This is a genomic window from Dietzia sp. Die43 (assembly GCF_024519835.1).
Classification (GTDB): Bacteria; Actinomycetota; Actinomycetes; order Mycobacteriales; family Mycobacteriaceae; genus Dietzia; species Dietzia kunjamensis.
In genome coordinates this window covers 128,017-151,838 of the sequence record NZ_JALJRF010000001.1, presented here as the reverse complement: position 1 = coordinate 151,838, position 23,822 = coordinate 128,017, and the positions used below count along the sequence as shown (strand labels likewise).

Annotated in this window: 22 protein-coding genes; 21 read left to right on the top strand and 1 reads right to left on the bottom strand. The window is 71.4% G+C overall.

What is annotated here, in order from left to right:
• Positions 1-14 precede the first annotated feature (14 nt).
• Positions 15-1,526, bottom strand: a complete 1,512-nt coding sequence (locus NR111_RS00705; RefSeq protein WP_256819405.1) for an NAD(P)/FAD-dependent oxidoreductase — start codon at positions 1,524-1,526, stop codon at positions 15-17.
• 70 nt (positions 1,527-1,596) lie between these two features.
• Here NR111_RS00705 and NR111_RS00700 point away from each other — a divergent pair, with 70 nt between their 5' ends.
• The 21 genes from NR111_RS00700 (at position 1,597) to def (ending at position 23,820) form a co-directional block, all read left to right on the top strand.
• Positions 1,597-2,670, top strand: coding sequence for an AraC family transcriptional regulator (locus tag NR111_RS00700; protein ID WP_256819404.1), 1,074 nt, complete (start codon positions 1,597-1,599; stop codon positions 2,668-2,670).
• Positions 2,671-2,696: 26 nt separating this feature from the next.
• Positions 2,697-3,911, top strand: a complete 1,215-nt coding sequence (aroC, locus tag NR111_RS00695) for a chorismate synthase (RefSeq protein ID WP_096905422.1) — start codon at positions 2,697-2,699, stop codon at positions 3,909-3,911.
• Positions 3,908-4,456 (top strand): shikimate kinase, encoded by a 549-nt coding sequence (locus tag NR111_RS00690; RefSeq protein WP_163375808.1) that lies wholly within the window; start codon positions 3,908-3,910, stop codon positions 4,454-4,456. Before aroC ends, NR111_RS00690 begins: the two co-directional genes overlap by 4 nt.
• Positions 4,457-4,514: 58 nt before the next feature.
• Complete coding sequence (gene aroB / locus NR111_RS00685; protein ID WP_256819402.1) at positions 4,515-5,642, top strand: 3-dehydroquinate synthase; 1,128 nt, start codon at positions 4,515-4,517, stop codon at positions 5,640-5,642.
• On the top strand, positions 5,639-6,739 hold the full coding sequence (locus NR111_RS18645) for an aminopeptidase P family protein (RefSeq protein WP_206472178.1): 1,101 nt from the start codon (positions 5,639-5,641) through the stop codon (positions 6,737-6,739). Before aroB ends, NR111_RS18645 begins: the two co-directional genes overlap by 4 nt.
• A 75-nt stretch (positions 6,740-6,814) precedes the next feature.
• Positions 6,815-7,378, top strand: coding sequence for an elongation factor P (gene efp, locus NR111_RS00675; protein WP_067717936.1), 564 nt, complete (start codon positions 6,815-6,817; stop codon positions 7,376-7,378).
• A gap of 2 nt (positions 7,379-7,380) precedes the next feature.
• Positions 7,381-7,959, top strand: coding sequence for a transcription antitermination factor NusB (gene nusB, locus NR111_RS00670; protein ID WP_132061343.1), 579 nt, complete (start codon positions 7,381-7,383; stop codon positions 7,957-7,959).
• Positions 7,960-8,028: 69 nt separating this feature from the next.
• Complete coding sequence (pyrR, locus tag NR111_RS00665) at positions 8,029-8,613, top strand: bifunctional pyr operon transcriptional regulator/uracil phosphoribosyltransferase PyrR (RefSeq protein WP_067717941.1); 585 nt, start codon at positions 8,029-8,031, stop codon at positions 8,611-8,613.
• Entirely contained in the window at positions 8,610-9,551 is a 942-nt protein-coding gene (locus NR111_RS00660; protein ID WP_256819398.1) for an aspartate carbamoyltransferase catalytic subunit, read from the top strand. Before pyrR ends, NR111_RS00660 begins: the two co-directional genes overlap by 4 nt.
• Complete coding sequence (locus tag NR111_RS00655; protein ID WP_256819396.1) at positions 9,548-10,873, top strand: dihydroorotase; 1,326 nt, start codon at positions 9,548-9,550, stop codon at positions 10,871-10,873. The genes NR111_RS00660 and NR111_RS00655 overlap by 4 nt, the downstream gene beginning before the upstream one ends.
• Positions 10,870-11,418, top strand: a complete 549-nt coding sequence (locus NR111_RS00650; RefSeq protein WP_256819394.1) for a hypothetical protein — start codon at positions 10,870-10,872, stop codon at positions 11,416-11,418. Before NR111_RS00655 ends, NR111_RS00650 begins: the two co-directional genes overlap by 4 nt.
• On the top strand, positions 11,415-12,617 hold the full coding sequence (carA, locus tag NR111_RS00645; protein WP_256819393.1) for a glutamine-hydrolyzing carbamoyl-phosphate synthase small subunit: 1,203 nt from the start codon (positions 11,415-11,417) through the stop codon (positions 12,615-12,617). Before NR111_RS00650 ends, carA begins: the two co-directional genes overlap by 4 nt.
• A complete protein-coding gene (gene carB, locus NR111_RS00640) occupies positions 12,617-15,979 on the top strand; it encodes a carbamoyl-phosphate synthase large subunit (RefSeq protein ID WP_256819391.1) in 3,363 nt (1,120 codons plus the stop codon). Before carA ends, carB begins: the two co-directional genes overlap by 1 nt.
• Entirely contained in the window at positions 15,976-16,821 is an 846-nt protein-coding gene (gene pyrF, locus NR111_RS00635) for an orotidine-5'-phosphate decarboxylase (RefSeq protein ID WP_096905427.1), read from the top strand. Before carB ends, pyrF begins: the two co-directional genes overlap by 4 nt.
• A 412-nt stretch (positions 16,822-17,233) precedes the next feature.
• On the top strand, positions 17,234-17,557 hold the full coding sequence (gene mihF, locus NR111_RS00630) for an integration host factor, actinobacterial type (RefSeq protein WP_007631925.1): 324 nt from the start codon (positions 17,234-17,236) through the stop codon (positions 17,555-17,557).
• Positions 17,558-17,564: 7 nt separating this feature from the next.
• Positions 17,565-18,167, top strand: coding sequence for a guanylate kinase (gene gmk / locus NR111_RS00625; RefSeq protein ID WP_096905428.1), 603 nt, complete (start codon positions 17,565-17,567; stop codon positions 18,165-18,167).
• 72 nt (positions 18,168-18,239) lie between these two features.
• Complete coding sequence (gene rpoZ / locus NR111_RS00620; protein ID WP_061228655.1) at positions 18,240-18,524, top strand: DNA-directed RNA polymerase subunit omega; 285 nt, start codon at positions 18,240-18,242, stop codon at positions 18,522-18,524.
• On the top strand, positions 18,521-19,801 hold the full coding sequence (coaBC, locus tag NR111_RS00615) for a bifunctional phosphopantothenoylcysteine decarboxylase/phosphopantothenate--cysteine ligase CoaBC (protein ID WP_254050457.1): 1,281 nt from the start codon (positions 18,521-18,523) through the stop codon (positions 19,799-19,801). The genes rpoZ and coaBC overlap by 4 nt, the downstream gene beginning before the upstream one ends.
• 60 nt (positions 19,802-19,861) lie before the next feature.
• Complete coding sequence (metK, locus tag NR111_RS00610; protein WP_173674754.1) at positions 19,862-21,073, top strand: methionine adenosyltransferase; 1,212 nt, start codon at positions 19,862-19,864, stop codon at positions 21,071-21,073.
• 44 nt (positions 21,074-21,117) lie between these two features.
• A complete protein-coding gene (locus NR111_RS00605) occupies positions 21,118-23,163 on the top strand; it encodes a primosomal protein N' (RefSeq protein WP_096905430.1) in 2,046 nt (681 codons plus the stop codon).
• A gap of 102 nt (positions 23,164-23,265) precedes the next feature.
• A complete protein-coding gene (gene def, locus NR111_RS00600) occupies positions 23,266-23,820 on the top strand; it encodes a peptide deformylase (protein WP_096905431.1) in 555 nt (184 codons plus the stop codon).
• Positions 23,821-23,822 lie beyond the last annotated feature (2 nt).

The following is a 23,822-nucleotide window of genomic DNA, read 5'->3' as shown; positions in this document are numbered from 1 at the left end:
GGCCGGATGATCGGTCAGATGCTCGACGGCTCCGTTGCGCGACGGGGGGCGATCGTCTCGAAGTCGGCAGGGTCCGCGGTCCGGGTGCGGCGCTGGTACTCGTGCACCAGTCCCGGCCAGTTCGTCGTGATCCGGCCTGAGTCCGCCTTGTACCAGGAGTCGCAGCCGCTCCATACCGACGCACCGAGACGGCGCATGATCTCGTCGTCGTAGGACTCGTGCACCTCGTGACGGACGTCCACGGCCACCGTCCGATCCGCCCGAGCCAGTTCCTCGACCACCTGGCGGATGTACCTGGCCTGCTGTTCGATCATGAGGATGATCGAGCTGCTCCCGAGATTGGTGTTGGGTCCGTAGATCACGAACATGTTGGGGAAGCCCGGCACTGCCATCCCGAGATACGCGCGCGCACCCTCTCGCCACTGCTCGTGCAGGTCCCGACCGCTGCGGCCACGCACGGTCATCGGCGCCAGGAAGTCGGTGGCCTGGAAACCCGTGCCGTACACCACGACATCGACGGGGCGCACCCGTCCGTCCGCGGTGACGATCCCCTCGGGGACGACCTCGGAGACGGAGTCGGTCACCACGTCGACGTTCGGCTGCGCGAGTGCGGGGTACCACTGGTTGCTGAACAGCATCCGCTTGCACCCGATCGGTTCCGTCGGGGTGAGGGCCTCGCGCAGCCGGGGGTCGCGGACGGTGAGCCGCAGGTTGGCGCGGGCGAGCCCGCTGAGGATCCTGGCGAGCGGCCGCGCGGAGGTCAGTGCCAGGCCGATGAGCTCCGTCGTCTCCCAGATCGTGCCGCGCATCGCGGTCATGAGGCCGGGGACACGGGCGAACGCCGCCCGGTGGGCGTCCGTGTAGGCGCGGTCCGGTTTGGGCACCACCCACGGCGCGGAGCGTTGGTAGACGGTCACGTGCGCGGCCACCTCGCGGATGCGGGGGACGAACTGGATGGCCGAGGCCCCGGTGCCGAGGACCGCGACCCGCTTACCGGTCAGATCGACGTCGTGCCGCCACTCGGCCGAGTGGAACGACGGGCCGGCGAACGTCTCCGACCCGGGGATGTCCGGATAGGCCGGACGGGACAGCTGACCCACCGCGGGCACGAGCACCTCGGCCTCGAACGACTCGCCGGAGGCGGTGTGTACCGTCCACGTGGCGCTGTCGTCGTCGAACTCCGCGGAGGTCACCTCGATGCCGGTGCGCACGAGTTCGCGCAGGCCGTACCTGTCGGCGGTCTCCCGGATGTAGGACAGGATGTCGGGTTGCTCGGCGTAGCGACGGCCCCAGTCCGTCCTGCGGTGGAAGGAGTACGAGTAGAGGTTCGACGGGACGTCGCAGGCCGCTCCGGGGTAGGTGTTGTCCCGCCACACCCCTCCGACGTCGTCGGCCTTCTCCAGGATCGTCACCTCGGCCAGGCCGTCACGGGTGAGCTCGTAGGCGGCGCCGAGGCCACCGAATCCGGCTCCGATGATGATCACGCGCGGTCGTCGACGCCGGGTCCCGGGGGAGGAGGAGGTCATGTCGTGACGGTAGTGCCCCGGCCCCGCGTGGCCGCAGACATTCACGGACGAATAATCCATAATTCCGGACATGACCACCTGGGACGACCCCGCGGTCCCACACTGGGACTTCCCCCGCTCGGCCATCGGGATCGGCGTGCTCGTCGAGGCCGGGGAACGGCTCGGCGTGGAAGCCGGCCGGGTCCTGCAGGGGATCGCGCTCTCCCCGGCCGACCTCGCCACCCCCGATCTACTCGTGACGCCGGGCCAGGAACTGACCGCGATCCGCAACCTCCGCTCCGCCGCGGGCGCCCGGCCCGCCCTCGCCGCCGAGGTGGGCGCCACCTACCGGTTGACCACCTTCGGGATCTTCGGATACGCCCTGCTGTCGAGCCCGACGCTCCGCGACGTGATCGCCGTGACGCTCCGCTTCATCGACTTGAGTTACATCTTCAGCACGATCGGTGTGGAGTCGACGGGGGACAGGATCGTCGTGCGTCTGGAGGACACCGCGCTGCCGGACGACGTCCGCGAGTTCCTCGTGGACCGCGACCTGTTCGCGATCCACTCCGTCCTCGGCGAGCTCGTCCCCGGAGGTGTCCCGTTCACCGGGATCACCTTCGGTGGGGGGCGGTCATCCGGCACCCTGACCGCATACGGGGCACGGCTCGGCCTGGCGCCGTCGGAGTCCGACGACGGCACCGGCGTCACGATGGTCTTCGACGCTGCCCGCCTCGACGAACCGCTCCCGCAGGGGAGCCCCGCGGCGGTGACGGTGGCCGAGGCCATGTGCCGCGACCTGGCCGCCACCCGTCGGACCCGGGGGCCGGTGAGCAGCCGGGTCCGCGTCGAGATCACCGGTCGTCTCACGCAGGGGGCCTCCATGTCCTCGGTGGCCGCCGGCCTGGGGGTCAGTCCCCGGACCCTGCGCAGGCATCTGTCGGACGAGGGCACATCGTTCCAGCGCCTTCTCGACGATGTCCGGCTGGAACTGGCCAGGCGGATGCTGGCGACCGGTCTGCTGTCGGTGGAGGACGTCGCGTTGCGTCTGGGGTATGCCGAGGCCTCGAGCTTCATTCACGCGTTCCGGCGTCTCACCGGTGACACCCCGCACCGGGCCGTCGTCGCCTCGCGGGCACGGCGGTCCGCGACGACCCGGGCCTGATGTGCCGGGCCGTACCCCGACGTGGGATGATCGGCGACGTGCTGAAGTGGACCACTGCCGGAGAATCGCACGGCCAGGCCCTGGTGACGATCGTCGAGGGCGTGATCGCCGGGGTCGAAGTGACGAGCGACGAGATCGCCTCGCAACTCGCCCGCCGTCGCCTGGGCTACGGGCGCGGGGCGCGGATGAAGTTCGAGGCGGACGCCGTCCGGGTCCTCGGCGGCGTCCGCCACGGCCGGACCATGGGATCGCCGGTGGCGATCGAGGTCGGCAACACCGAGTGGCCCAAGTGGGAACAGATCATGTCGGCGGATCCCGTCGACCCGGAGGCGATCGACGACAAGGCCCGCGCCGCCCGCCTGACCCGCCCGCGGCCCGGTCACGCCGACTTCTCCGGGATGCTCAAGTACGACTTCGACGACGCCCGGATGGTCCTCGAGCGCGCGAGCGCCCGTGAGACCGCCGCACGGGTCGCGGCCGGGACTGTCGCCCGTGCGGTGCTGCGGGACGTCCTCGGCGTCGAGGTCCTCTCGCACGTCATCTCCATCGGCGCGTCCGAGCCGTACGTCGGACCCGAGCCCGGGTTCGCGGACCTCGAGGACATCGACGCCAGCCCTGTGCGGGCCTTCGATGCCGCCGCCGCGGAGTCGATGATCGCCGAGATCGAGGCCGCGAAGAAGGCCGGGGACACCCTCGGTGGCGTGGTCGAGGTGGTCGTCCACGGCCTCCCGATCGGTCTCGGCTCCCACGTGTCCGGCGACGATCGTCTCGACGCACAGCTCGCCGGCGCCCTCATGGGCATCCAGGCCATCAAGGGCGTCGAGGTCGGGGACGGCTTCGAGACCGCGCGCCGCCGTGGCAGCGTCGCCCACGACGAGATGGTCCGCGGGGACGACGGCGTCGAGCGCCGCAGCAACCGCGCCGGGGGCCTCGAGGGCGGCATGACCAACGGTCAGCCCCTCCGGGTCCGGGCCGCGATGAAGCCCATCTCCACGGTGCCCCGTGCGCTGAGCACGGTGGACATGGAGGACGGATCCGCGGCCACCGCCATCCACCAGCGCTCGGACGTGTGTGCGGTTCCGGCGGCGGGCGTCGTCGCGGAGTCGATGGTCGCCCTCGTCCTGGCCCGCGCGGTCCTGCAGAAATTCGGTGGCGACTCGCTGGCGGAGACCCGCCGGAACGTCGGGGGATACCTCGACGCGGTCGCCGAGCGGCTGGACTGGGCGACGGACGAGGCATGAGCGAGCCGGCACGGCCGGTCGCCGTGCTCGTGGGACCACCCGGTGCCGGCAAGACGACCATCGGCCGCAAGCTCGCCCGGCGGCTCGACGTGCCGTTCCGCGACGCCGACCACCTCATCGAAGAGGCCGAGGGCCGGTCCATCCCCGAGATCTTCGCCTCCGACGGCGAGCCGCACTTCCGCGAGATCGAGGAGCGGATCATCGGTGACGCGCTCACATCGTTCGACGGGGTCCTGTCCCTGGGGGGCGGGGCGGTCCTGTCGGCGGTGACCCGGCGACGCCTGCGAGGCCACCGGGTCGTCCACCTCACGATCGGGGTGGCCGAGGGGGTGCGCCGGTCCCAGGGTCCGGGTCGCCCGCTCCTGGCCGGGGGCGACGTCACAGCCCGGTACCAGGCACTGCTGACCGAACGCTCGCCGCTGTACCGGGAGGTCGCCTGGACCACCGTGAGCACCGAGCGGCGCAGTTCGGGCAAGGTGGTGACGGACATCGTCGACAGGCTCGACTCCGGCGACCCGCACCTGCGGGGCGGCGTTCGGAGATGAGTGACGACCAGACGCGTAGCGACACGAGTGCGACACGAGCGATGAGCGGGAGCAGCAGATGAACCAGGACGAGAACACCACCGAGCCCGTCGTCGTGGAGGTGCGCGCCGCGGACCCGTACCCCGTGGTCATCGGCCGGGGCCTGCTCCCGGAGATCCTCGAGGCGTGTTCGTCCTCGCGAACCGTGGCGATCTTCTACCAACCGCCGCTGGCCCAGACCGCCGAGGCGCTCCGCGAGAAGCTCGCCGACGCCGGCATCGACGCCCACCGGATCGAGATCCCGGACGCGGAGGCCGGCAAGGACCTCGCCGTCGCCGGGTACTGCTGGGACGTCCTGGGCCAGATCGGGTTGAACCGCAAGGACACCGTCGTGAGCCTCGGCGGGGGCGCGGCCACCGACCTCGCGGGCTTCGTCGCCGCCACCTGGATGCGTGGCGTCCGGGTCGTACACATCCCCACCACCCTGCTGGCGATGGTCGACGCCGCGGTCGGTGGCAAGACCGGAATCAACACCGATGCCGGGAAGAACCTGGTGGGCTGCTTCCACGAGCCCGCCGCCGTGTTCATCGACACCGCGACGCTCGAGACCGTCCCGCACAACGAGTTGGTCTCCGGAATGGCCGAGGTGGTCAAGTGCGGCTTCATCGCCGACCCGGAGATCCTCGACCTCATCGAGGCGGATCCCGCTGCGGCGCTCGATCCGGGCGGCGAGACGATCGTCGAGCTCATCCGCCGCAGCGTGCAGGTCAAGGCCGACGTGGTCGGCCAGGACCTCAAGGAGTCCGGCCTGCGGGAGATCCTCAACTACGGCCACACCCTCGGCCACGCCGTGGAGCGTCGCGAGCAGTACCGGTGGCGTCACGGCGCGGCGATCAGCGTCGGGATGTGCTTCGCCGCCGAGCTCGCCAGGCTGGCGGGCCGACTGGACGACGCGACGGCGGACCGTCACGCCTCCGTCCTCGCGTCCCTCGGACTTCCCACCGGGTACGACGAGGACGCCTTCCCGCGGTTGCTCGAGCTGATGGCCGGCGACAAGAAGAACCACTCGGGCTTCCTGCGGCTGGTCGTGCTGGACGGACTGGCCCGCCCGTCGCGCATGGAGGCCCCGGACCCGTCGCTCATGACGGCGGCGTACGCCACCATCTCGGAGGGCCGCAAGCCCAGCGGTGGAGGGATCCTGCTGTGATCGAGCGTCTCGCCCCACGTCGCCGCGCCGTCGCCGCCGCCCTCGCCGACGTCGGTGCCGACGCCCTGTTGGTGACCGATCCACGGAACATCGCCTACCTGACCGGGTTCTCCGGGTCGGGTGGGGCCGTCCTGGTGGAGGACGACGGCGAGGCGGTCCTCTGCACGGATTCCCGCTACGAACTCCAGGTCGTCGAGCAGGCCCCGGACGTGGGCCACGTGATCTCGCGCGAGTATGTCGCCGGCGTCCTCGGTCGTCGTCGCGGACCCGCCGACGCCCCGCTCGCCGTCGAGGCCGATCAGCTGACCCTGTCCGCGGCCGCCGGCCTGCGCCGTGCGCTCGCGGCGACCGGGGGAGCGGACGCCCGGATAGTGGAGACCAGCGGGCTGGTGGAGACGGTGCGCCGCGCCAAGGATCCCGACGAGCTCGCCCTCATCGCCAGGGCGTGCACGGTGGTCGACGAGGCGTGGACCCACGTGCTGGGCAGCGACCTGGTGGCGGCCGGTCGGACCGAACGAGAGGTCGCGGCGGACCTGGAGCACGCGATGCGGCGGGCCGGTTCGGACGGCGTGGCGTTCGAGACGATCGTGGCCTCCGGACCCAACGGAGCGCACCCGCACCACGTTCCCGGGGACCGGGTCCTGGCGGAGGGCGACCTGGTGGTGGTGGACTTCGGAGCCACGGTCTCGGGGTACGCGTCCGACTGCACCCGCACGGTCGCGTTGGGGACCGCCCCGGACCGTCTGGTGGAGGCCTACGACGTCGTCCGCCGAGCTCAGATCGCGGGGGGCGAGGCCGTCCGCGCCGGCGTCCCGTGCGCCGAGCTCGACGCCGTCAGCCGCGACATCATCACCGACGCCGGGTTCGGCGACCACTTCGGCCACTCGCTGGGGCACGGGGTGGGGTTGGACGTGCACGAAGCGCCCGCGGTGTCGACCCGGTCCACGAGTACACTGTCCGACGGCGATGTGATCACCATCGAGCCGGGGATCTACCTCCCGGGCCTCGGCGGGATCCGAATCGAGGACACCGTGGCCGTCACCGGCGGTGGCGGACGGTCCCTGACCACCACGTCGAAGGACCTCAGGGTGCTCTGAGGATCCGACCCACGATCATGCGCGCGACGCCGCCCCCGGCTGCGGCGCGGACGACTTCCCGAAGGAGTACCGACTATGGCGTCCACCGCCGATTTCAAGAACGGCCTCGTCCTCAAGGAGGAGGGCCAACTCTGGCAGATCACCGAGTTCCAGCACGTCAAGCCCGGCAAGGGCCCCGCGTTCGTGCGGACCAAGATGAAGAACGTGGTCAGCGGCAAGACCATCGACAAGACGTTCAGTGCCGGCGTGAAGGTGGAGACCGCGACCGTCGACCGGCGCGACATGACCTTCCTCTACCGCGACGGCGAGGACTACGTCCTCATGGACGAGAAGGACTTCGAGCAGATCAACGTCACGCCGACCGTGATGGGTGACGGTGCCCGCTTCCTGCTCGAGAACACCTCGGTCCAGGTCTCCATCCACGAGGGTGTCCCGCTGTTCGCCGAGATGCCGGTCGCCGTCGACCTGCTGGTCCAGCACACCGACCCGGGCCTGCAGGGCGACCGTTCGACCGGTGGCACCAAGCCGGCGACCCTCGAGACGGGTGCCGAGGTCCAGGTGCCGCTGTTCATCAACACCGGCGACAAGCTGCGCATCGACACCCGTGACGGCCGCTACCTCAGCCGGGTGAACGACTGATCATGTCGGAAGACGTCGACCACCGCCGTCGCGGATCACGCTACCGGGCGCGCAGGCGCGCGGTCTCGCTGCTGTTCGAGGCGGAGCTACGTGACGCGGACGTGGTGGCGCTCGCCGAGGAGCGTCGGCAGATGGGCGAGGACTCCCAGGAGTTCCACGACGTCGCGCCCTACACGATGGAGATCGTCACCGGCGTCGCCGAGCGGCTCGACCGCCTCGACTCCACCATCACCGAGCACCTGAGGGAGTGGACGCTGGAGCGGCTGCCCGCCGTCGACCGCGCGGTCCTGCGCGCCGGTGCGTGGGAACTGCTCTTCAGCTCGGACGAGGTGGACGCCGCCGTCGTGATCGACCAGGCGGTCCTTCTGGTGTCCGACCTGTCCGCGGAGAAATCGGTTCCGTACGTCAACGCGGTCCTCGACCGCGTGGCCGGCCTGGCCCAGCACATCAGGGCCGCCGAGCGGGCCGTGGCGGGCCTGGACACCCCGCCCGCCGACGCTGCCTCCGAGGCCGCCGGCGACGCGCCCGGAGACGTGTCGGAGGCCACGTCCGCCGATCCCGGAACGGACACCGGGGACTGATAGAGTTCAGGACCGAAAGCTATCCCTTTAACGAGCCGTCCAGCGAGGCGGACAAGGAGGTGGTGATCGGTGAGCGCTGACGGTTCGCAAGAGAACTCGGTGTCACTCTTCACGTCCGACGACGTCGCCAGGACGGTGTCCCGCCTGGCACATCAGATCATCGAACGCACTGCTGCGGACGCGCCCGACTCGGGCCCCGTGGTGCTGCTGGGAATCCCCACCCGCGGGGTGCCGCTCGCGGCCCGACTCGCCGAGAGGATCCGTGAGTTCAGCGGCGCGGACGTCCACGCCGGGGCCCTCGACGTCACGCTCTACCGCGACGACCTCGCCGGAGGCCCGCACCGGCCGATGAACCCCACGCGGGTCCCGTCGGCCGGGATCGACGGCGCGACGGTGATCCTCGTGGATGACGTCCTGTTCTCGGGCCGGACCATCCGCGCGGCGTTCGATGCCCTGCGCGACCTCGGGCGACCGGCGCGGGTCCAGCTCGCCGTGCTGGTCGACCGCGGGCATCGTGAACTGCCGATCCGGGCCGACTACGTGGGCAAGAACGTCCCCACCTCCCGCGACGAGGGAGTGTCCGTCCGGCTCACCGAGGTCGACGGGGTCGACGCCGTGGTCCTGCGGCGTCCGGACGCGGAGAGGACGAGATGAAGCACCTGCTCTCGGCCGCCGACCTCGACCGCGACTCGGCCCTGTCCATCCTCGACGAGGCGGAGCGACTCAAGGAGACGCTCCTCGGTCGCGAGGTCCGCAAGTTGCCGACGCTGCGGGGCAAGACCGTCCTCACCGTGTTCTACGAGAACTCCACCCGCACGCGGGTGTCGTTCGAGACGGCCGGTAAGTGGATGAGCGCGGACGTCATCAACGTCTCCGCCAGCGCCTCCTCGGTCCAGAAGGGCGAGTCGTTGCGCGACACGGCGCTCACCCTGACCGCCATCGGCGCGGACGCCCTCATCGTGCGCCACCCGGCCTCGGGGTCGGCTCAGCAGATCGCCGGGTGGGTCACGCCGGGCGGCGTCGGCCCGTCGGTCATCAACGCCGGTGACGGGATGCACGAGCACCCCACCCAGGCACTGCTCGACGCCATGACCCTGCGTGAACGCCTCGGCGGGATAGACGGGCGCCGGGTGGTGATCGTCGGGGACATCCTGCACTCGCGCGTCGCCCGGTCCAACGCCCTGTTGCTGTCCACGTTGGGCGCGGAGGTGGTCCTCGTCGCCCCGCCGACCCTGCTCCCGGTGGGCGTCGACGGCTGGCCGGTCCGCGCGTCGACCGACCTCGACGCGGTGTTGGACGGTGCGGACGCCGTCATGATGCTGCGCGTCCAGGCCGAGCGGATGAACGGTGGGTTCTTCCCGTCCGCCCGCGAATACGCGGTGCGCTACGGGCTCGGGCCGACGCGCGCCGCCCGGCTCCGCGACGACGTCGTGGTCCTGCACCCGGGTCCGATGGTCCGTGGGATGGAGATCGGCTTCGACACCGCCGACGCGCCGTCCTCCGCGATCCTCCAGCAGGTCACCAACGGCGTGCACGTGCGCATGTCGGTACTGCTCCACACTCTCGTCACGGCGGAAGGAACCCCTGAGTGAGCGCCCCCCACACACCGACCCTGTTGCTACGGCGGGTGCGTCCCTACGGCGAAGGCGACCCGGTCGACGTCCTCGTCCGCGACGGCGTCATCGCCGCGATCGGTCCGGACGCGGGCGAGTCCGTGGACCTGTCCGCGACGGACATCGAGGTCCTCGATCCGGACGGCGCCGTGCTGCTGCCGGGGTTCGTCGACCTGCACACCCACCTCCGCGAACCCGGTCGCGAGGACACCGAGACCATCGCCTCGGGTTCGGCCGCCGCGGCCCGCGGGGGGTACACGGCGGTGTTCGCCATGGCCAACACCCAACCCCCGCAGGACAACCAGACGGTGACCGACTCGGTCTGGCGGATCGGCCTCGAGGTCGGACTGTGCGACGTGCACCCCGTCGGCGCCGTCACCGTGGGTCTCAAGGGTGAGCAGCTCACCGAGATGGGGCAGATGGCCGCGGGGGAGGCCCGCGTCAGGGTGTTCTCCGACGACGGGATGTGCGTCCACGACCCACTGGTGATGCGTCGAGCCCTGGAGTACTCGGCCGGATTGGGCGTCCTCGTCGCCCAGCACGCCGAGGAACCCCGGCTCACCGGCGGCGCCGTGGCCCACGAGGGGCCCCACGCCGCACGCCTGGGACTGACCGGGTGGCCGCGGTCGGCGGAGGAGTCGATCGTCGCCCGGGACGCGATCCTGGCCCGCGACGCCGGCGCCCGCGTGCACATCTGCCACGCCTCCACGACCGGCACCGTCGAACTGCTGCGGTGGGCCAAGGACCAGGGGATCTCGATCACCGCCGAGGTCACCCCGCACCACCTGCTCCTCGACGACTCCCGTCTCGAGACCTACGACGGCGTCTACCGGGTCAACCCGCCCCTGCGCGAGGCACACGACACCCTCGCGCTGCGCGAGGCGCTGAGGTCCGGCGTGATCGACTGCGTCGCCACCGACCACGCCCCACACGCCGCGCAGGAGAAGTGCTGCGAGTTCGCCGCCGCCCGGCCGGGCATGCTCGGACTCGAGACCGCCCTGCCGATCGTCGCCGCCCTGCTGGTCGAGACCGGGGACATGACCTGGCGGGACCTCGCCCGTGTCATGAGCACCCGGCCCGCCGAGATCGCCGGCCTGTCGGACCAGGGGCGACCGATCGCCGTAGGGGAGCCCGCGAACCTCGTCGTCGTCGACCCCGACTCCCCGTGGACCGTCGTCGGCGACGCGCTCGCAAGTCTGTCCGCCAACACCCCCTACGAGGGAATGACATTCGCGGCCAGGGTCGTCGGCACCGTGTACCGGGGCCGCCTGACCACCCGCGACGGAGAGGTACTCGCATGACCCAGGACTACTGGACCGTCATCATCGTCATCGCCGTGCTGCTCACGCTCATCGGCCTGATGACGCTGGGATGGCGGAACCGTAGCCGGTCCCAGGCCGGGCTCTTCGACGAGCTCCCCACCCCGCCCGCCGACCCGGGCGAGATCGTCCTGGGACCGCTGACCGGTGTCTACATCGGCAGCACCATCGCGGGGGACTGGCAGGCCCGGATCGCCCGGCCGCCCCTCGGCCACCGCTCGGCCGGCACCCTGACCGCCCACACCGGCGGCATACGCCTCGAGTTGGCCGACGCCGTCGTGTGGATCCCCCGCACCGACCTCCTCGACGTGCGCCGCGCCTCGGCGCTGGCCAACAAGACCGTGCCCGGCGGCGGCATCCTCGTCGCGCGATGGCAGGTGACGGGCACCGACGGCCGAACGCTCGTCGACTCCGGTTTCCGGGCCGACGACAAGGACACCTACCCCCGCTGGGAGGCGCTGCGCGGAGACGCCGACCCCTCCGACACGCCCACCGACTCCAGCTCCACCACCGAGGAGAACCAGTGACACCGCACAGCCACACGCCCGCGCCGCAGGCGGGCCCGCAACCCGCCGCGCTCGTCCTCGAGGACGGTCGGATCCACCGCGGCACCTCCTTCGGCGCGACCGGTACCACCCTCGGGGAGGCCGTGTTCACCACCGGCATGTCCGGCTACCAGGAGACCCTCACCGACCCCTCCTACTGCCGGCAGATCGTCGTGGCCACCGCCCCCCAGATCGGCAACACCGGCTGGAACGACGAGGACGGTGAGTCCCGCCTCGACGGCGAATCCCGCGGGGGGCGGATCTGGGTCTCCGGGTTCGTGATCCGCGACCTGTCGCGACAGCCCTCCAACTACCGGTCCACCCGCAGCCTCGAAGACGAGATGGTCGCCCAGGGCGTGGTCGGCATCGCCGGTATCGACACGCGCGCCGTGGTCCGCCACATCCGGGAGCTCGGGGCCATGAAGGCCGGGATCTTCTCGGGCGACGACCTGACCGACGACGAGACCATGCTCGCCGCGGTCCGGGCCCAGGAGTCCATGGCCGGTGCGTCGCTGTCCGACGAGGTCTCCACGCGCGAGGCGTACGTGGTGGAGCCGGAGGGCGAGGCGTCCCACACGATCGCCGCGCTGGACCTGGGTATCAAGTCCAACACCCCCCGGATGCTCGCCGCGCGCGGCATCCGGGTCCACGTCATCCCGGCGGGATCGACGCTGCAGGACATCCTCGACCTCGACGTCGACGGGGTGTTCCTGTCCAACGGTCCCGGCGACCCGGCGACGGCCGATCACGCGGTGCACCTCACCAAGGAGGTGCTGGGCCAGGGGATCCCCTTCTTCGGCATCTGCTTCGGGAACCAGATCCTCGGCCGGGCTCTGGGGCTGGAGACCTACAAGATGCAGTTCGGGCACCGCGGCATCAACATCCCGGTGATCGAGAAGGCCACCGGCGCCGTGTCCATCACCTCCCAGAACCACGGGTTCGCGCTGCGCGCCCCGGAGGGTGACACCTGGCAGACCCCGTGGGGCACGGCCGCCGTGACCCACGTGTGCGCCAACGACGGCACCGTCGAGGGCGTCGCCCTGGTCGACGGCAGCGCCTTCTCCGTCCAGTACCACCCCGAATCCGCGGCAGGTCCCCGGGACGCCGCCGACCTCTTCGACCGCTTCGTCTCCATGCTCGCCGCCAACGGGTCCGCCGACTCGGGAAAGGGCTCGAACTGATGCCCCGCCGCACAGATATCGACCACGTCCTCGTGATCGGCTCCGGTCCGATCGTCATCGGACAGGCCTGCGAGTTCGACTACTCGGGCACCCAGGCCTGCCGCGTGCTCAAGTCCGAAGGACTGCGCGTCACCCTCGTCAACTCCAACCCGGCCACGATCATGACCGACCCGGAGTTCGCCGACGCCACCTACGTCGAGCCCATCACGCCCGAGTTCATCGACAAGATCCTGACCAAGGAGGCCGCCGACGGCCACCCCGTGGACGCGGTCCTCGCGACCCTCGGTGGGCAGACCGCGCTGAACGCCGCCATGCAGCTGGACGCCCAGGGGCTCCTCGACAAGCACGGGGTCGAGCTCATCGGCGCGGACATCCCCGCCATCAACCGCGGCGAGGACCGGCAGACCTTCAAGGACATCGTCGCCAGCGTGGGCGGCGAGTCGGCCCGCAGCGCCGTCTGCCACACCATGGAGGAGGTCCACGCCACCGTCGCCGAGCTGGGGCTGCCGGTCGTGGTCCGGCCCTCCTTCACCATGGGCGGCCTGGGCTCGGGTCTGGCCTACACCACCGAGGACCTCGAGCGCATCGCCGGCGGCGGGCTTTCCGCCTCGCCGACCGCGAACGTCCTCATCGAGGAGTCCATCCTCGGGTGGAAGGAGTACGAACTCGAGCTGATGCGCGACAACAAGGACAACGTCGTGGTGATCTGCTCGATCGAGAACGTGGACGCCCTGGGCGTGCACACCGGCGACTCCGTCACCGTCGCGCCGTCCATGACGCTGACCGACCGCGAGTTCCAGAACATGCGCGACCTGGGCATCGCGATCATCCGCGCCGTGGGCGTGGACACCGGCGGCTGCAACATCCAGTTCGCCATCAACCCCGTCGACGGCCGCCTGGTCGTGATCGAGATGAACCCCCGGGTCTCGCGGTCCTCCGCGCTGGCCTCCAAGGCCACCGGCTTCCCGATCGCCAAGATCGCAGCACGGCTGGCCATCGGGTACTCGCTCGACGAGATCACCAACGACATCACCGGCGAGACCCCCGCGTGCTTCGAGCCGACCCTCGACTACGTGGTGGTCAAGGCGCCCCGGTTCGCCTTCGAGAAGTTCCCGGGTGCCGACGACACCCTCACCACCACCATGAAGTCGGTGGGTGAGGCCATGAGCCTGGGGCGCAACTACCGGGAGGCCCTCGGTAAGGTCATGCGGTCGCTGGAGACCAAGGCCTCGGGGTTCTGGACCCTGCCCGACGAGACCATCGCACCCGGGCGCTCCACGGACGTCGACGCGGTGCTCGCCGACCTGGTCCGTCCGACCGAGGGCCGGATGTACGACGTCGAGCTGGCGCTGCGCCTGGGGGCGACGGTCCAGCAGGTCCACGAGGCCTCCGGCATCGACCCGTGGTTCCTCGAGGAGGTGGCCGAGCTCGTGGACCTGCGCCGCGAGATCGTCGACGCCGCCGTGCTGGGCGCGGACCTGCTGCGTCGGGCCAAGCACAACGGTCTGTCGGACGCGCAGATCGCCGCCCTCCGACCCGAGTTCGCCGGTGCCGAGGGCGTGCAGCGCCTGCGCCACCGGCTGGGGATCCGGCCCGTCTACAAGACGGTCGACACGTGCGCCGCGGAGTTCGAGGCCAAGACCCCGTACCACTACTCGACCTACGAGCTCGACCCCGCCGCCGAGTCCGAGGTCGCCCCGCAGACCGAGCGCGAGAAGGTGATCATCCTCGGTTCCGGGCCCAACCGCATCGGCCAGGGCATCGAGTTCGACTACTCCTGCGTGCACGCCGCCCTGACGCTGTCCGAGGCCGGGTACGAGACGGTCATGGTCAACTGCAACCCGGAGACGGTCTCGACCGACTACGACACGGCCGACCGGCTGTACTTCGAGCCCCTGACGTTCGAGGACGTCATGGAGGTCTTCCACGCCGAGTCCGAGTCCGGCACGGTCGCCGGTGTGCTGGTGCAGCTCGGTGGCCAGACCCCGCTGGGGCTGGCCGCGCAGCTCGAGGCCGCCGGCGTGCCCATCGTGGGCACCAGCCCGTCCGCGATCGACCTGGCCGAGGACCGCCGCGAGTTCGGTGAGGTGCTGGTCCGGGCGGGGCTGCCGGCCCCGGCGTTCGGCACCGCGATCAACGCCGACGAGGCCACCGCCATCGCCGCCGACATCGGGTACCCGGTCCTGGTGCGCCCGTCCTACGTGCTGGGCGGCCGGGGCATGGAGATCGTCTACGACGAGGGCTCCCTGCGCTCGTACATCGACCGCGCCACCGAGATCAGCCCGGACCGACCGGTGCTGGTGGACCGCTTCCTCGACGACGCCGTGGAGATCGACGTCGACGTCCTGTGCGACGGCACCGAGGTGTACCTGGGCGGCGTCATGGAGCACATCGAGGAGGCCGGCATCCACTCCGGCGACTCCGCCTGCACGCTGCCGCCGATCACCCTCGGGCAGGACGACATCGACAGGGTCCGCCGCTCCAGCGAGGCGCTGGCCATGGGCATCGGCGTCAAGGGCCTGATGAACGTGCAGTACGCCCTCAAGGACGACGTGCTCTACGTCCTCGAGGCCAACCCCCGGGCCAGCCGGACGGTGCCCTTCGTGTCCAAGGCGACCGGTGTGCACCTTGCCAAGGCGTGTGCCCGCATCATGCTGGGCGAGTCGATCGCCGACCTGCGCGCGGAGGGGCTGCTCCCGTCCGACCGGGACGGCGGCTCCCTGCCCGCGGACGCCCCCGTCGCCGTCAAGGAGGCGGTGCTGCCGTTCAACCGGTTCCGCACCCCGGAGGGCGACACCGTGGAGTCCCTGCTCAGCCCGGAGATGAAGTCCACGGGTGAGGTCATGGGCATCGGCCCGGACTTCGCCGTGGCCTTCGCCAAGGGCCAGCTGTCCGCCGACGGCGTGCTACCGCTGTCGGGCACGGTGTTCGTCTCGGTGGCCAACCGGGACAAGCGGTCGATGGTGTTCCCGGCCCAGCGGCTGGCGGCGCTCGGGTTCACGGTGCTGGCCACCGAGGGCACCGCGCTCATGCTCCGCCGGTACGGCATCGCCTGCGAGACCGTGGCCAAGCTGACCGAGTCCGGCACCGGCCCGGTCGACGAGGACGGCCGGCCGATCCGCACGATCGTCGACCGAATCAACGCCGACGAGGTGGACCTCATCCTCAACATCGCCTCGTCGACCGGGGGCACCCGTGCCGACGGCCACGAGATCCGCTCCGCGGCGATCTCCCGCCGCGTGCCCTGCGTGACCACCGTCCAGGGCGCCACCGCGGCGGTCCACGGGATCGAGGCCATGCTGCGCGGCGACGTCAGCGTCAGCCCCCTGCAGGAGCTGCACGCCGGGTACGCGGCGCGGTGACGACTACCGCGGCCCCGTTCGGCGCCCGCCTGCGCAGGGCGGTCGCCGAGCGGGGCAACCTCTGCGTGGGCATCGACCCCCACCCGGCGCTGCTGGAGGCGTGGGGCCTGGGCGTCGACGCGGCCGGTGTGGCGGAGTTCTCGCGGCGGTCGCTCGAGGCATTCGGGGACCTGGTCCCCGCGGTCAAACCCCAGGTGGCGTTCTTCGAGGAGTACGGGTCCGCCGGGTTCCGGGTCCTGGAGGAGCTGCTGGGCGCGATCGGCGAGCGCGGGGCGCTGTCGGTGGCCGACGCCAAACGCGGCGACATCGGCTCCACCATGGCCGGGTACGCCCGCGCGTGGCTGCGGGACGGGTCCCCGCTGGCCTGCGACGCGCTCACGGTGTCCCCGTACCTCGGGGTGGGCGCACTGGACGCGGCGTTCGAGACGGCGGCCTCCTCCGGCCGGGGCCTGTTCGTCCTCGCCCGGACCTCCAACCCGGAGGCCTCCGCGCTGCAGGCGTCCGTGGGCGGCTCCGGGACCGTCGCGCAGACGGTCGTGGACGAGGTGTCCCGCCGGAACGCGGGCGCCGGAGCGGACGCGCCCGGGTCCTTCGGGGTGGTCGTGGGTGCCACGGTCGCCGACCCGCCGGACCTCGGCGGCCTCCGCGGGCCCGTCCTGATGCCGGGGGTGGGGGAGCAGGGGGGCACCCTCGACGACGTGGTGCGCATCGCCGGTCCCGCGCTTCCGGACACGCTCGTGAACGTCTCCCGGCACGTGCTGCGGGCGGGCCCCGACGTGGGGGCGATGCGCGCGACGGTCGTCGAACTGGCCGCACGGTACAGGTTCGCCGACGACTCGTGAGTGGCCAGGTCCCACTCGGGTGTACCGGCGTCCCACCGGACACGGCCACCGACCTCCGGACTCGCGGGAATCGGGCGGTTCACGTCGCGCCCCGGGACGGGCGGCGCTAGGGTGCGATACAACCTCGAACCGTCAATTCGCAGATCAGACGGGGTGCCACAGCGGGACCCCGTCTGGTACCCGGCCGGTCGGCCGCGTACTGTTGCTGAGGTCATCAGGCCCGGAGCCGTGGAAGTCCCCCTCGGGGGCGGCGGAACCGCCCGGGTACGGTGAGCACGAGGGAGCGCCCGCTCCCGGAGGTGTTCCGCAGCCCGCGGACGCGCCGGGGCCGGTCACCGCACACCAGGCGGGGGTGTCCTACGGTGGACATCCGCGTGAGTCATGAGACACACACGAACGAGACGGAGGAATTGTGGCCCTTCCCCAGTTGACCGATGAGCAGCGCGCTGCTGCTCTGGAGAAGGCGGCTGCCGCCCGTCGCGCCCGGGCTGAGCTCAAGGAGCGCCTGAAGCGTGGCGGCACCGACCTCAAGCAGGTGCTCAAGGATGCCGAGAGCGACGAGATCCTCGGCAAGATGAAGGTCTCGGCGCTGCTCGAGGCCCTGCCCAAGGTCGGCAAGGTCAAGGCTCAGGAGATCATGACCGAGCTCGAGATCGCGCCGACGCGTCGTCTGCGTGGTCTCGGTGACCGCCAGCGTCGCGCACTGCTCGAGCGGTTCGACTTCACGGTCGACTGATCGACGCATGAACACACCGTCATCCGGGGCCACCCCGGAGACGACGGCGAAGAGGGGCCGGCTGATCGTCTTGGCCGGCCCCTCCGCCGTCGGGAAATCAACCGTCGTCGCCCGTCTCCGCGAGTGCGTCCCCGACCTCTACTTCAGCGTGTCGATGACCACACGGGACCCGCGGCCCGGGGAGGTCGACGGCCGCGACTACTACTTCGTGTCCACCGAGGACTTCCGGAAAGCGGTATCCGAGGGTCGGATGTTGGAGTGGGCGGAGATCCACCGCGGACTGCAGCTCTCCGGGACCCCCGCCGATCCGGTGCACCGCGCGCTCGAGGCGGGACGACCGGTCCTCATCGAGGTGGACCTCGCCGGGGTGCGCCAGATCCGCGAGTCGATCCCGGAGGGCAGGACCGTGTTCCTCGCCCCGCCGTCGTGGGAGGAACTCGAGGTCCGGCTGCGTGGCCGGGGCACCGAACCGCAGGACGTGGTGGGCCGCCGACTCGAGACCGCGAAGGTCGAGATGGAGGCCCGCGGAGAGTTCGACGAGGTCGTCGTCAACGACGAACTCGAAAAGGCCGTGGACGAGTTGGTATCATTGCTGGTCGGCCGCGACTAGCGGCGAGCCAAGCGTCACCAGGGTGTCATCGACGACACCGACCCCAGGCAGTACCCCAGAGGAGAACCCATAGTGGCCACCACCGAAGCCGCAGCGGCCACCCCGCTGTACGACACCCCGATCGGCATCACGAATCCCCCGATCGATGAGCTGCTCGAGCGGGCGTCCTCGAAGTACGCACTCGTGATCTTCGCCGCCAAGCGCGCGCGCCAGATCAACTCGTACTACAACCAGATCGAGGAGGGAATCCTCGAGTACGTCGGCCCGCTGGTCGACCCGGGGCTGCACGAGAAGCCCCTCACCATCGCGCTGCGTGAGCTGCACTCCGACCTGCTCGATTGCGCCGAGGGCGAGTGAGCCCCTCCGGGGACGACATGCGCAGCCCGCGCGTCGTCGTCGGAGTCGGCGGCGGGATCGCCGCCTACAAAGCATGTGGCCTCATCCGGTTGCTCACCGAGTCCGGATGCCACGTCGACGTCGTCCCCACAGAGGCGGCCCTGCGATTCGTCGGGTCCGCCACCTTCGAGGCGCTGTCCGGGAACCCGGTGTCCACCGGGGTGTTCTCGGACGTGCCCTCGGTCCGCCACGTCGCCCTCGGGCAACGGGCGGACCTCGTCGTCGTCGCTCCCGCTACCGCGGACCTGCTGGCCCGCGCGGCGAGCGGGCGCGCCGACGATCTCCTCACCTCCACACTCCTCACCGCGCGGTGTCCGGTGCTCCTCGCCCCGGCCATGCACACCGAGATGTGGGAGCACCCCGCGACGCGTCGCAACGTCGACACCCTCCGAGGCGACGGCATCCACGTCATGCCGCCGGCGTCCGGCCGGCTCACCGGCGCCGACACCGGCGCGGGGCGACTACCGGAGCCCCCCGACATCGCGCGGTTGGCCCGGCTCCTCCTCGACGGCGGATCACTGCCGTGGGACCTCGCCGACACGCGCATCGTCGTCACCTCCGGAGGTACCCGCGAAGAAATCGATCCCGTGCGCTTCCTCGGTAACCGCAGCTCGGGCAAGCAGGGCCACTCGATCGCGGCGGTCGCTGCCGCCCGGGGAGCCAGGGTGACCCTGGTGACATCCTCCGATCTGCCCACCCCGCCCGCGGTCGAGGTCGTCCACATCGAGTCCGCCCTCGAACTGCGGGAGCAGACGCTGCGCGCAGCCGCGCGGGCGGACGTGGTCGTCAAGGCCGCCGCCGTCGCCGACTTCCGGCCGTCCGACGTCTCCGATTCCAAGCTCAAGAAGGGCAGCGGATCGGAGCCCGCGGTAATCCGCCTCCGGCGGAACCCAGACATCCTCGCCGACCTGGTCTCCGCGCGTGCGGCGGGGGACGTCCCGGCCGACTGCGTGCTCGTGGGTTTCGCCGCCGAGACCGGGGACGCGTCGGGCACGGTCCTCGAGCACGGCCGCGCCAAGCTCGCCCGGAAGGGGTGCGACCTCCTCGTCGTCAACGAGGTGGGACGGGACACCACCTTCGGACAGGACGTCAACGGCGGCTGGATCCTCGACTCGGGCGGCGGCGAGACGGCCCTCGAGCGCGCCAGCAAGGACCTCCTGGCCGACCGTCTACTCGACGCGATCGTGGGGATCGCTCGCGGGCGGACCGGGCGGAGTGACGCAGACCGCACCGACTAGTCTGTCCCCACGCGATCGGCAACGATCACACGCGATCCCACCATGGAAGAGAGAACCACTGTGACGCAGGCACGTCGGCTGTTCACCAGCGAGTCCGTGACCGAGGGGCATCCGGACAAGATCTGTGACGCGATCTCAGATTCGATCCTGGACGCGATGCTGGAGCAGGACCCGGCGGCCCGGGTGGCCGTGGAGACGATGGTCACCACCGGCATGGTCCACGTGGCCGGCGAGGTCAAGACCACCGGTTACGTGGAGATCCCGCAGCTCATCCGCGACAAGATCGTCGAGATCGGATACGACTCCTCGGACAAGGGCTTCGACGGCGTCTCCTGTGGCGTCTCGATCTCCATCGGGCAGCAGTCGCCGGAGATCGCCCAGGGCGTGGACACCTCCCACGAGGCCCGCACCTCCACGGACTCGGTTGAGGACGCCATCGCCCGCCAGGGCGCCGGCGACCAGGGCCTGATGTTCGGCTACGCCTGCTCGGACACCCCCGAGCTCATGCCGCTGCCCATCGCGCTGGCCCACCGCCTCTCGCGGCGGCTGACCGAGGTCCGCAAGGACGGCACGCTGGCCTACCTGCGCCCGGACGGCAAGACCCAGGTCACCATCGAGTACGACGGCGACCGCGCGGTCCGGCTGGACACCATCGTCATCTCCACCCAGCACGCCGACGGCATCGACCTGGAGACCACCCTGCGCGACGACCTCACGCAGCACGTGATCGACCCGGTCCTGGCCGAGGCCGCCGGTGGGATCGACACCGCCGACTTCCGGCTGCTGGTCAACCCGACCGGCCGGTTCGTCCTCGGCGGCCCGATGGGCGACGCCGGCCTGACCGGACGCAAGATCATCGTCGACACCTACGGCGGCATGGCCCGCCACGGTGGCGGCGCCTTCTCCGGCAAGGACCCGTCCAAGGTGGACCGCTCCGCCGCCTACGCCATGCGCTGGGTCGCCAAGAACATCGTCGCCGCCGGCCTGGCCGAGCGCGTCGAGGTCCAGGTCGCCTACGCCATCGGCAAGGCCGCCCCGGTCGGACTGTTCGTCGAGGCGTTCGGCACCGAGAAGGTCGACATCGACCGACTCCAGCAGGCGGTGACCGAGGTGTTCGACCTGCGGCCCGGTGCGATCATCCGCGACCTGGACCTCAAGCGCCCGATCTACGCCCCCACGGCCGCCTACGGACACTTCGGCCGCACCGACATCGACCTGCCCTGGGAGCGCACCGACCGCGTCGACGAACTCAAGCAGGCCGCCGGACTCTGACGCTGCCGCCCCGTGTGTCGTAGCGGGGTGCGAGTATTTCGGACGTGACCACCACGCGCCCAGCGACCCGGGTCGCGGCGGCAGATTCCCCCGTGGCCCGGGTCCTGCCGTTGCTCGGGGTCTTCCATCTCGACCGGGAGTTCGACTACCTGGTCCCCGAGTCACTCTCCGCCGAGGCGGCCCCGGGCGTGCGGGTGCGGGTGAGGTTCGCCGGCCGGTTGGTCGACGGTTTCCTCGTCGAGCGGCGCGCGCAGACCGATCACCAGGGGGAACTCGCCTGGCTCGAGCGGGTCGTGTCACCCGAGCCCGTCCTCACCCCGGACCTGCTCCGGTTGGTCGACCTGGTCGCACGGCGGTGGGTGGGTATGCGCTCGGACGTGATCCGGTTGGCGATCCCGCCGCGCCATGCCGCCGCCGAGAAGTCCGTTCCCGAACCGGGGCCGCCTCTGGGGGTGTCGGTGGGGCCGGTAGAGATGCCGGAGGGGTGGGGCGACCACCCGATGGTCGCGAGGTTCCTCGAGGCAGCGACCGGCGCCGTCCCCGCCCGCGGGGTGTGGACGGTCCCACCGGGCCGGGACTGGGCCGGTGCCCTGGCGACCCTCGCCGACTCACTGCGTCGTCGTGGGCTCCAGGTCCTCCTGGTCGTCCCGGACCAGCGGGACGTCGACCGCCTCACCGCGGCCTGTCGGGAGGTCGTCGGCGGCGGCGCGGCCGGTCGGGACCTCGTCACGGATCTGTCCGCCGGGGTCGGGCCGTCCGCCCGGTACCGACGCTGGTTGCGGGCGATCCGCGGCCACGCCCGGATCGTCGTGGGCACCCGGAGCGCGGTCTTCGCCCCCCTGCCCGAACTCGGGCTCATCGTGCTGCACGACGACGGGGACGACTCGTTCGTCGAGCCGCGTGCCCCGTATCCCCACACGCGTGACGTCGCCGCACAGCGATCGGCCCTCGAGGGCGTACCCCTGCTGCTGTCGTCGGTGGACCGGACCCCCGAGGTCGCCGAGTACGTCCGCTCCGGGTGGGCGCACGAGATCCGCCCGCGCCCCGGACTGACCCGCGAGCTCGCGCCCCGCGTGGTCGCCGTGACCGACGCCGACCCTGTGCAGGCCCGCGACGTCGCGGGGGGCCGCACGCGGCTGCCCGCCGTGGCGTTGACGATGGCCCGGGAGGCGATCGACGTGGACGCCCCGGTCCTCGTACAGGTGCCCCGCAAGGGGTACATCCCCACGCTGCTCTGTGGGTCGTGCCGGACCCCGGCGCGGTGTCGCCGGTGCAACGGCCCGCTCCGCGCCGGGCGGATGGACGAGGTCCACGGGCCGGTGGAGCTGGCGTGCGGGTGGTGCGGGGCCCCCGAGCCGAGCTTCCGCTGCGTGGCCTGCGGATCGCGGGCGCTGCGGGCCGGCGTCGTGGGGGCCGGCCGTACGGCGGAGGAACTGGGGAGGATGTTCCCCGGTGTCCGGATCCGCACGAGCGGGGGAGGGGAGATCCTGGACACCGTGCCCGCGAGCCCGGCGATCATCGTGACCACCCCGGGAGCGGAACCGGTCGCCGAGGGCGGGTACGGGGCCGCACTGCTCCTGGACTCGTGGGCGCTCCTCGGCCGACCCGACCTGCGCGCCGTCCAGCACGCCCTGCGCCTGTGGATCGGGGCAGCCGGTCTCGTCCGTCCCGCCGACGAGGGGGGCAGGGTGTTCCTGTCCGCCGAGTCCGAGTCCGCGGTCGCCCAGGCGCTGGTCCGGTGGGATCCCCAGGGCTGGGCGGAGCGCGAACTCGCGGACCGCGCCGAGGTCGGGTTCCCGCCGGCGGTGCACATGATCGCGGTCGACGGGCCGGCCGCTGCGCTCGCCGAGGTCCTCGAGGACTTCCGCCTCACGGACAGTGTCGAGGTCCTGGGTCCGGTGGATCTGCCCGCCGGGGAGGAGCTCCCCGGTCATGACGAGGTGGAGGACCCGGAGCGGGTGCTGTTCCGGGTGCCCCCGCCCGTCCTCGCCGAGGTCGCGGCAGAGCTCCGGGCACTGGTCCTCCGACGCTCCGGACGCCGCCACACCCACCCCGTCCGGGTGCGGCTGGACCCGGTCCACATCGGTTGACCGGTCTGCCGAAGGTCCGGCCGACCGCCGACGACGGCGCACGCCGACGGAGCGCCTAGAATGGCCGTTCAGCACCGACGCCTGCCAGGAGACCCGATACGCATGCCCGTCCATCCCGTCCGGCTCTTCGGGGACCCGGTCCTCCGGACCCCCGCCGACCCCGTCACCTCCTTCGACGACAGGCTGGCACGCACCGTGGCGGACCTCATGGACACCGTCGCGCGCGAGGAGGGTGCCGGGCTCGCGGCGCCCCAGATCGGGTTGTCCACCCGTGTGTTCGTCTACAGCTGCGGCGGGCGGGAGGGTCACCTGGTCAATCCCGAGTGGGAGCCGATCGGCGAGGAGAAGACCCACGTCAACGAGGGCTGCCTGTCCATCCCCGGGGTCTCCCTGCCCACCGAGCGGTTCGCCCGCGTCCGGGCGCGCGGTGTCGACGTGCACGGCGCGCCCGTCAGCTTCGAGGCCGAGGGCATTCTCGCCCGCGCCGTCCAGCATGAGACCGACCACCTGGACGGGGTGCTGTTCCTGCAGCGCCTCACCCCGGAGCGCCGACGCGAGGCGATGGCCGAGGTCCGCTCGGCCAGCTGGTTCGGCAGCGCGGCGGTCAGCGGCGGCGTCATCTACGACACGCTCTCCGACGCGATGGCGGTGAGGTGAGA

Excerpts from the sequence above, each read along its gene's own strand:
- NR111_RS00705 (WP_256819405.1), bottom strand. The coding sequence starts at position 1,526 with ATGACCTCCTCCTCCCCCGGGACCCGGCGTCGACGACCGCGCGTGATC.
- NR111_RS00700 (WP_256819404.1), top strand. The coding sequence starts at position 1,597 with ATGACCACCTGGGACGACCCCGCGGTCCCACACTGGGACTTCCCCCGC.
- aroC (WP_096905422.1), top strand. The coding sequence starts at position 2,697 with ATGATCGGCGACGTGCTGAAGTGGACCACTGCCGGAGAATCGCACGGC.
- NR111_RS00690 (WP_163375808.1), top strand. The coding sequence starts at position 3,908 with ATGAGCGAGCCGGCACGGCCGGTCGCCGTGCTCGTGGGACCACCCGGT.
- aroB (WP_256819402.1), top strand. The coding sequence starts at position 4,515 with ATGAACCAGGACGAGAACACCACCGAGCCCGTCGTCGTGGAGGTGCGC.
- efp (WP_067717936.1), top strand. The coding sequence starts at position 6,815 with ATGGCGTCCACCGCCGATTTCAAGAACGGCCTCGTCCTCAAGGAGGAG.
- nusB (WP_132061343.1), top strand. The coding sequence starts at position 7,381 with ATGTCGGAAGACGTCGACCACCGCCGTCGCGGATCACGCTACCGGGCG.
- NR111_RS00660 (WP_256819398.1), top strand. The coding sequence starts at position 8,610 with ATGAAGCACCTGCTCTCGGCCGCCGACCTCGACCGCGACTCGGCCCTG.
- NR111_RS00650 (WP_256819394.1), top strand. The coding sequence starts at position 10,870 with ATGACCCAGGACTACTGGACCGTCATCATCGTCATCGCCGTGCTGCTC.
- carB (WP_256819391.1), top strand. The coding sequence starts at position 12,617 with ATGCCCCGCCGCACAGATATCGACCACGTCCTCGTGATCGGCTCCGGT.
- gmk (WP_096905428.1), top strand. The coding sequence starts at position 17,565 with ATGAACACACCGTCATCCGGGGCCACCCCGGAGACGACGGCGAAGAGG.
- def (WP_096905431.1), top strand. The coding sequence starts at position 23,266 with ATGCCCGTCCATCCCGTCCGGCTCTTCGGGGACCCGGTCCTCCGGACC.